This window comes from Deltaproteobacteria bacterium (genome assembly GCA_009692615.1).
Lineage (GTDB): Bacteria > Desulfobacterota > Binatia > UBA9968 > UBA9968 > DP-20.
In genome coordinates, this window is sequence record SHYW01000058.1 from 21,902 (window position 1) to 30,146 (window position 8,245).

The 8,245-nt window shown below is 55.9% G+C and carries 10 protein-coding genes and 1 pseudogene; 6 read left to right on the top strand and 5 right to left on the bottom strand.

The features are described from left to right. Positions 1-43: 43 nt before the first annotated feature. From EXR70_14765 to EXR70_14780, 4 genes are all read right to left on the bottom strand, one after another. Positions 44-1,036, bottom strand: a complete 993-nt coding sequence (locus EXR70_14765; GenBank protein ID MSP39747.1) for an ABC transporter substrate-binding protein — start codon at positions 1,034-1,036, stop codon at positions 44-46. Positions 1,037-1,154: 118 nt separating this feature from the next. Next, positions 1,155-2,030 (bottom strand): EamA family transporter, encoded by an 876-nt coding sequence (locus tag EXR70_14770; GenBank protein MSP39748.1) that lies wholly within the window; start codon positions 2,028-2,030, stop codon positions 1,155-1,157. 6 nt (positions 2,031-2,036) lie between these two features. Continuing rightward, on the bottom strand, positions 2,037-2,723 hold the full coding sequence (locus tag EXR70_14775; GenBank protein MSP39749.1) for a uracil-DNA glycosylase: 687 nt from the start codon (positions 2,721-2,723) through the stop codon (positions 2,037-2,039). A gap of 31 nt (positions 2,724-2,754) precedes the next feature. Further along, complete coding sequence (locus tag EXR70_14780) at positions 2,755-3,120, bottom strand: four helix bundle protein (GenBank protein ID MSP39750.1); 366 nt, start codon at positions 3,118-3,120, stop codon at positions 2,755-2,757. Positions 3,121-3,278: 158 nt separating this feature from the next. Here EXR70_14780 and EXR70_14785 point away from each other — a divergent pair, with 158 nt between their 5' ends. From EXR70_14785 to EXR70_14810, 6 genes and pseudogenes are all read left to right on the top strand, one after another. Further along, a complete protein-coding gene (locus tag EXR70_14785; protein ID MSP39751.1) occupies positions 3,279-3,605 on the top strand; it encodes a (2Fe-2S) ferredoxin domain-containing protein in 327 nt (108 codons plus the stop codon). A 162-nt stretch (positions 3,606-3,767) separates the two neighbouring features. Next, a complete protein-coding gene (locus EXR70_14790; protein MSP39752.1) occupies positions 3,768-5,498 on the top strand; it encodes a fumarate reductase (quinol) flavoprotein subunit in 1,731 nt (576 codons plus the stop codon). An 87-nt stretch (positions 5,499-5,585) separates the two neighbouring features. Beyond that, on the top strand, positions 5,586-6,332 hold the full coding sequence (locus EXR70_14795; protein ID MSP39753.1) for a succinate dehydrogenase/fumarate reductase iron-sulfur subunit: 747 nt from the start codon (positions 5,586-5,588) through the stop codon (positions 6,330-6,332). 88 nt (positions 6,333-6,420) lie between these two features. Next, positions 6,421-6,834: a hypothetical protein gene (locus EXR70_14800; protein MSP39754.1), complete on the top strand. Its 414-nt coding sequence runs from the start codon at positions 6,421-6,423 to the stop codon at positions 6,832-6,834. After that, complete coding sequence (locus tag EXR70_14805) at positions 6,813-7,172, top strand: fumarate reductase subunit D (GenBank protein MSP39755.1); 360 nt, start codon at positions 6,813-6,815, stop codon at positions 7,170-7,172. Before EXR70_14800 ends, EXR70_14805 begins: the two co-directional genes overlap by 22 nt. Positions 7,173-7,209: 37 nt before the next feature. Continuing rightward, a pseudogene (locus EXR70_14810) lies at positions 7,210-7,320 on the top strand (succinate dehydrogenase/fumarate reductase iron-sulfur subunit). A gap of 151 nt (positions 7,321-7,471) precedes the next feature. Here the strand turns inward: EXR70_14810 and EXR70_14815 are convergent. After that, a complete protein-coding gene (locus EXR70_14815; protein ID MSP39756.1) occupies positions 7,472-8,002 on the bottom strand; it encodes a hypothetical protein in 531 nt (176 codons plus the stop codon). Positions 8,003-8,245 lie beyond the last annotated feature (243 nt).

The window sequence follows — 8,245 nt, forward strand, 5'->3', positions numbered from 1 at the left end:
GTCCCAACACTCCATGACTCCAATACTCCATCACTCCGTCTGTTCACTGGATCACCTTAGTCGCCTTCATCAGCGTCCACTGCGGTAACGTCAAACCGATCTGATTCGCAGTCTTCAAATTGATGACGAACTCAAACCTCATCGGCTGCTCGACCGGCAGGTCCTCAGGCTTGGCACCTTTAAGGATTCTGTCCACGAAATATGCGACGCGCCGGTAGCTCTCCGCGATGTCCGCCCCGTAGTACATGAGCCCACCAGCATCTACAGCTTCTCTGTTGTTGTACACCGACGGCAACCGGCTCTTTAACGCTAAGTCCGCGATCCGTTTTCCGTTAGCAGTCATTAGCGCGCCCCCGGTCACGAAGAGTCCATCCGGGCGCTGCTTATTCAGCGCGGCGAATACCCTATCGAAATCGTCCGCACCGCGTACCTCCCAAGGCTGAAGAGTCAACCGCAGCGCACGCGCCGCGACTGGGAGAACCTCTTTCACCTCGAGTACACTGGGTGGACTGGCCGGCTCGTAGAGAACCGCGACACGGGCAAGTTTGGGAACCGCTTCTTTGAGCACCTCCAACCGCTTACCGCCTAGTTCAACGCCAAGGTTTGTAATTCCGGTGACGTTGCCGCCGGGACGGGCAAGGCTGTCAACCAGGCCTGGCTCGACAGGATCGGCCCCACGGCCCACCATAACGATGGGAATCGTCTTGGTCGCATTCTTGGCCGCCCGGACCAAGACGTCCCCTCCTGCTACCACGATGACATCGACCTTGAGACGCACCATCTCCGCGACAAGCTCAGAGAACCGATCGCGCTTCCCCTCCGCATATCGGTACTCGATGGCGATGTTCTGTCCTTCGATGTAGCCACGCTCGCGCAGAGCCAGCCGAATTGCCTCGGCACGGGTGGACTCACCAGCTAGATCGAGCTGCGATAGATACCCTAACCGAGGGACTTTCTTCGGCTGCTGCGCCCGCGCTGGAATTGGAAGAGCCAAGAGCATCGCGCAAAAAACTCGCCGAGTGATTTTTTTGTGCATGTGTTTTCCCCTCGATTGATTTTGCCCTCACCCTTCCCTCTCCCGCAAACGGGCGAGGGAAGGGTTCGACAGACGAAAATTTTGAATCTGTAATTTTGAATTTGAAATTTTGAATTCCCTAGCCCCATCGTAGCATCAAAACACCTAGGACAACCAACAGGGCAGCGAGGCCGTCCTTATAACTGACTTCTTCGATGCCTTTGAGCGTCAACTTGGCCAAAAAGAAACTGACAATTGGTTGGGCGCTCCAGATCGGCGCGGCGATGGACGCCGGCGCATGGACCAATGCTTTGAGCGTCATGATCGAACCGATGGCGTAAAGCATGCCGGCGGCGATGAAACAGGTTAGACTCTGCGGCGCGATTTTTTCCCATTTGAGTTCGATCTTGAGCAGACTGCCGACGGTGAGCAATAGGAAAAGACCGGTGGCGTGCATGACCAGCGCGCTCAACACCGGCGGCGCGCCATGGTCGGTGCCGAATTTCTTCAGCACCGGCACCACTCCGTAGCAGAGCGTCGCCAGCAGCGAAGTCAAGGTAATCGCCCGGCGCGCTGTGCCGTCTTCCTGGCCCTGCGCATCGTTGACAAAAAACACGCCGGAAATAATTAGTATGACGCCGGCGAAAACTTTCATCGTCAAAGGCTCGCCGAGAAAGAGTGCGGCCAACAAAACCGTCACCAATGGCGAAGAGTTATTGAGCGACTGCGCCCGCGACGCGCCGATCTGATCGACGCTGCGCACGAACAGCGTGCGGCCGAGATAGGCGCCGACCACGCCGGTGGCGCTAAATACGATCAGCGTCAAACGCGAAACATTGCCCTTGAACAGATCGCCTTCGAGCAACGCGGCGACGAGCAAGGTGAGCAGAATCGTCGCCTGCTGAATCAACGTCGCCGCGCTCACACTGGCGTGAACCAAGCCGCGCTTCACCAGCACCGGACTGGTGCCCCAGAACAGGCCGGCGATCAACGCATAGAGGACTCCGGTTTCCATGTTGCATTACGCCGAAAGCGCCGCACGAGCCTGGGTGAAGATGCTTTGAAACATCGGCCGGGTAAGTTTTCCGGTAAACGTATTCTGCTGGCTCGGATGGTAGGAGCAAATCAGCAGCGGCCCGCCGGGCAATTGCGCGCAAACGCCGTGGCCGAATTTCGGTTTCGCTTTGGGCATCTCGGCGCCGGACTCGCGATAGGCGGAGAAAAACGCATCGAAGGCGATTTTGCCAAGTACAATCACCGCCGCAAGTTGCCGCTGCATCAAGATCAATTCTTCGACGAGATACGGCCGACAACGTTTGAACTCGATCAGGTTCGGCTTGTTGAGCGGCGGCGCGCAATGAATCGGCGCGGTGATGTAGCAGTCATTTAGCTTGAGCCCGTCGTCGCGATGATCCGAATTGGCCTGATTGGCGAAGCCGGCGGCGTGTAGCGCACCATAAAGCCAATCGCCGCTGCGATCACCGGTGAACATCCGCCCAGTGCGATTGCCGCCATGCGCCGCCGGCGCCAAGCCGATGACCAACAAGCGCGCCTTGGGATCGCCGAAACTCGCCAATGGCTTTGCCCAATATTCCTGGCCGACATAGCGGCGCGGCGGATTCGAAGCGCAAGACTCGCGCCAGCGCACCAAACGGGAGCACTTTTTGCAGGACACGATTTGCTTGTTGATGGATTGGAGAGTGGGCATGGAGTGATTTCGAGTTTTTAGTTTTGAGTGTTTAGTTTTTAGTTTTCGCTCGTTGGGATTGGGCGGTCTTTACGATCGCCGTGAGCATACGAATGAGTTCGTCAACATCGTTCAATAGCGGCGCTAGCAACTCGATGGACACAATCTCAGAATCGCGCAACAGGCGGAGCCAGTAATGAGTTTCCCTCGCCTCCTTGGATGCGATCGCCATCTTGGCAGTAAAGTCCGCGCGGCTGATGCCCGCCAGGGCCTCTTCAACATTGGCGCCGATGCTCGTTCCAGAGCGAATGATTTGCCCGGCTATTTCGAAGTCTCGTTGCTCGCGCAGTCGCCGCGACAAAGCGATAATATTCAATGCGAACTGATAACTCTTATTGCCGACAATACTGGACTTCATTTACGCCTCGGCACATTAGCATTGCGACACCGGCCTTCCAACTAAAAACTAAACACTCAAAACTAAAAACTCGCGGCCTTAGCCAAGGCCGCGTCCGCCGCGTGCAAAGCATTTTTTTTCTGTTATAAGCGCAGAAGTAATTCGCTGAGGGGGATTTCATGATCGAAAGACAGCAGCCCTATATGCGCCAACTTCACGTTTGCATCAACGACCGCAGAGGCGAGAGCAAGTCGTGCGGCTACGACGGCTCTGAGGAAGTGGTCGAAGAGCTGCGCAAAGTCACCAAAGAACGCAACCTCAAAGGCAAAGTCCGGGTCGTGCGCAGTGGCTGCTTGGATGTCTGCGCCTTCGGCCCCAACATGATGATCTGGCCCGAAGGTCATTGGTTCATGAAGGTGACCAAAGAAGACGTGCCGCAAATCGTTGAACAATACTTGACCCTCGAAGAGGCGGACAAAGTTAAAGAAATCGCGGCGGCAAAGTAACGCAACTTTTTAATCTGTCCTTCGACTCTCCAGAAAAAATTGACACAATAGGTCGTACGGCCCGCAGCGGCGAGCCGCTCTTGACTGCGCGCAGGAAAAAAATTCTCCCAAATTGCGCCAACAACTTGACAGCCGGCGAGTCAGCATGTAAGAGAACTCGAAATGTATACCCATGACATAGTCGTCGTCGGCGGTGGCGGCGCAGGTTTGCGCGCGGCCATCGCTGCAGCAGAAACCTCTAAGCAGTTGTCGATCGCGGTCGTCTCTAAAGTCTATCCCATGCGCAGCCACACCGTGTCCGCCGAGGGCGGCACGGCGGCGGTCATGCGCGAGTTCGACAACTTTGATCTCCACGCCAAGGATACCATCTTCGGCGCCGATTTTTTGGCCGATCAGGATGCCGTCGAAGCATTTGTCAAAGAAGCGCCGCAAGAGCTGATCCAACTGGAGCACTGGGGCTGTCCGTGGAGCCGCGATCCCGATGGTCGGGTGAGCGTCAGATCCTTCGGCGGGATGACTGTTGACCGCACGCTCTTCGCCGCCGACAAGACCGGCTTTCATCTGCTTCACGCTCTGTTTCAGACCTCGCTCAAGTACGACAACATCGTGCGTTACGACGAATGCTTTCTCACCTCGCTCATGGTCGATGACGGCAAGGTGCGCGGCGTCACGACGATTAACCTTTACACGGGACAGATCGAAGTGATCGCCGGCAAGGCGGTGATTCTATGCACCGGCGGCGGCGGGCGGATCTTTCCCTTCACTACCAACGCCGCGATCAACACGGGCGACGGCATGGCGCTAGCCTACCGCGCCGGAGTACCGTTGAAGGACATGGAGTTTGTTCAATACCATCCGACCGGACTACCCGGCACCGGCATCCTAATCACCGAGGCATCGCGTGGCGAGGGCGGTTGGCTTAAGAATAAAGACGGCTACCGTTATTTGCAGGATTACGGCCTGGGTCCGCCAACCGACACACCGACACACCGCAAGATGGAGCTCGGCCCGCGCGACATCCTATCGCGCTGCCACATGCAGGAGCTCGCCAAAGGCCGCACCTTCGAAGGTCCTTACGGCCACTACGTCCATCTCGACCTGCGCCACTTGGGCGAAGAGACGATCAACAAAAAACTCCCCTTCGTGCGTGAGCTGGCGACTAAGTACGTCGGCATCGATCCGGTCTACGAGCCCATTCCCGTGCGCCCGGTGGTGCACTATATGATGGGCGGCGTGTCGACGGATATAAATGCCAGAACGATTTTTGAGGGATTATACGCCGCGGGAGAAACCGCATGCGTCTCGATTAACGGCGCGAACCGGCTGGGTTCCAATTCGCTCACCGAGCTTCTGGTCTTCGGCAAGCGGGCGGGCCGAAACGCCGCCGAATATGCCGGGACACAAGCCGTTCCCCCGTCAGCTCCTCTCGAGGCGCTCGCCGCCGACGAACAACGTCGCCTCGACCAGCAATTCTTGAAAAAAGCCGGCGGCAAGGAAAGAATCGCCACCATTCGCCAGCAAATGCACAAGGCCATGGATGAAGGAGCGGGAATTTACCGCGACGAAGAGAAGATGCAGAAAACTTGCAACGAGCTGAGATCGCTGCGTCAGCGCTTCAAGAATATCATCATCGAAGACAGGGGTAGCACCTTCAACACGGAGCTGACCAGTGCATTCGAGCTCGACTTCATGCTCGACGTAGCCGAAACCGTGGCCCATTCCGCGCTCCGGCGCAAAGAGTCGCGGGGCTCGCACACCCGCACCGATTTTCCCAAGCGCGACGACGAAAATTATTTGCGACACACTCTGGCTCATCGAACCGCCGATGGGCCGAGGATTGAATACTCGCCGGTAAAAATTACGCGCTGGCAGCCCGAAGAGCGCAAATACTGAATGACGTTTCGGGTTTCGCGTTCCGGGTTTCGGGTTCCAACTCGAAACACGAAACTCGCAACCCGAAACTGCTGCAACGAGGAGACAATGGCTGAACCGACCATCACATTGAACGTAACCCGCTACCGGCCGGGGCAAGACCAAGCCCCAACGAGCCAGCGCTACACTATCCCCTACAAGAACGACTGGGTTGTGCTCGATGCGTTAAACTACATCAAGGATCAATTGGACGGGACGCTGAGCTACCGCTGGTCATGCCGCATGGGCGTGTGCGGCAGCTGCGGGATGATGGTCAACGGCGTACCCAAGCTCACCTGCGCGGCGTTTCTGCGCGACTACCAGCAGCAGGAAATTCGCGTCGAACCTTTGACCAACTTCCCGGTGATTCGCGATCTCGTCATCGACATGAGCGATTTCATGGACAAGCTAAAGAGCGTCAAGCCCTGGATCATTCGCAAGACCGAAAAGCCGCTCTCCGAAGGCGAATATTTGCAGTCCCCCGCCGAGCTTGAAGCTTACCAACAATTCACCCAGTGCATTAATTGCATGCTCTGCTACGCCGCTTGTCCGGTCTATGGACTCGAGCCCGATTTCATCGGCCCCGCGGCGATCGCCCTGGGTTACCGCTACAACATGGACTCGCGCGACGAGGGCAAAGATTTACGTAAAGACATTTTGACCGGCCATGACGGCGTCTGGCAATGCACGTTTGTCGGCGAATGCACCGAGGTCTGCCCCAAACACGTCGATCCGGCGGCGGCGATACAACGCACCAAGGTTGACGCGGCCAAGGACTGGTTCACATCGTACCTGCTGCCATGGGGACAAAAATGACCCGTTCGACTAAGCTCACCCATCGACGGGCTCAGGGTGACCCTGAGTTTATCGAACGGGTCAGGGTCATCCTAAGGAGGATCGAAGGATGAACGGCACGAGACCCGATAAATCGAAGCTTTATTATCCCAAGATGCCGGCCACCTGGTGGCTGAAAAAATCCAGCTACTTGCTGTTCATGCTGCGTGAGCTGTCGAGCGTGTTCATCGCGATCTTTCTGGTTGTCTACCTCATGCAAGTTTATCAACTGAGCCGAGGCCCTGAAGCCTACGTGGCTTTCGCCCAAAAACTCAGCGCGCCCGGCTGGGTAATCTTCCACATACTCGCCCTAGTATTCTCGCTATTTCATAGCATCACCTGGTTTCAATCCACGGCCGTGGTCATGCCGCTTAGAATCGGCGCGTGGGAGATGCCGCGCCAACTCATGACGGGATTAAATGTTGCCGCCTTGATCGCGGTATCCATCGTCATCCTGATACTATTCAACACGCTTCGAGGTTAAACGTGACACCGACGAAAAACATCGAGCCGCTTTGGTGGGGGCTTTTTTCCGCGGGTGGAGTGGTCGCGGCCTTTCTCGTGCCGATACATATTGGCATCTTTGGCTTCGCCGTTCCCCTCGGCTGGATCACCGATACAGGTTTGCTCTATCGCCATTGGTTAGTCAAAATCTATCTCTTCGTGCTCATCTCTCTGCCGTTATACCATTGGGCGCACCGCTTTTACTTTGCCGTCAATGATATGCGTCTAGGCGTGCCGCGCAAGCCTTTGGCCATCTTCTGCTACGGCGGCGCAGTCGTAGGCACGGTGGCGGCCGCGCTGGTTCTGTTGATGGTGTGAATGAACGAATCCCCGAAGACGCGAAACCGCCGGGACTATTCACATCACCGACAACGCCATCATCCCGCTCAAGGAACGCGTCGTCGACCGTTACTACGATCCAATCGCCAAACTGCTGGGATTGTTCTCTTCTAAAAACCGCCAATGACAATTTGCCGCGGCGTGACAACGCGCCGCGGTGAATTTAATGACAGATTTTTTGCACCGATCAAGCTTGCCGACGCCCATGCGCTGAGCAAAGTGATGCTGACTTGGGAATGGAATGAATTAGTTAGCGAAACGACACGCCACCGGTCAGATCAAGAACCGCCACCGGAGCGTTTTTTGTAGGCGCGCACCCAATAGTTATAGATCATGGCCAAGGTATAATCTTCCGAGATCAATTGACCGCTGGACGACAGAAACTCCACAGTGACCTTATCATCGACTTTCGAGACGCTTACCAAGCTGCCGCGCCGGTTGTCGATCATCTCGCCGACCATGCGCAAAATTTGCGACACCGAGTGAGAGTCGGGCGCCTGTTCGGTTTCTCGCCGCCGTTCACGAGCAACGACATCGAGACGTTCGATGTCCTCTTTCGTGAGATGCCATTCAAAAACTCCTATCGCCATCCGAAGCGCATCACGTTTTTGAAACGACGCCGCGTGGGCGGCGCCCAACTCATTTAAGAACGTCCGCTCCCTCGGCGTTAGCTGGGTACGGTTGCGGGTCTTGTCGCGCACGATGAAGCCATCGTCTTCGGTCGTCACGGAAAACGAATCGATGCTCAAATGGTCGAGGGTTTGTCCGATCGGCCGCAACAACCCCGCGTAACCAAACTCTTCAAGCATTACCTAAACTTCCCATCCCCTATTGCAGACCTTATTGAGACTCTAGAACTAATTTTTACTTTGGATCGAAGGTTTTGTCAAGAAATTACTTAAAGTGTGTTGTAGCAAAGTGATTATGTCAGGGGTTAACGGCAACGTAATTATGTCAGGGTGGAAGGATGACAACCCTGACAATGAAAGACGAGAAACGACTAGACGTAATTCAACGAGTATATCGCAGCGAGATCACCGTGGTTGAGGCCG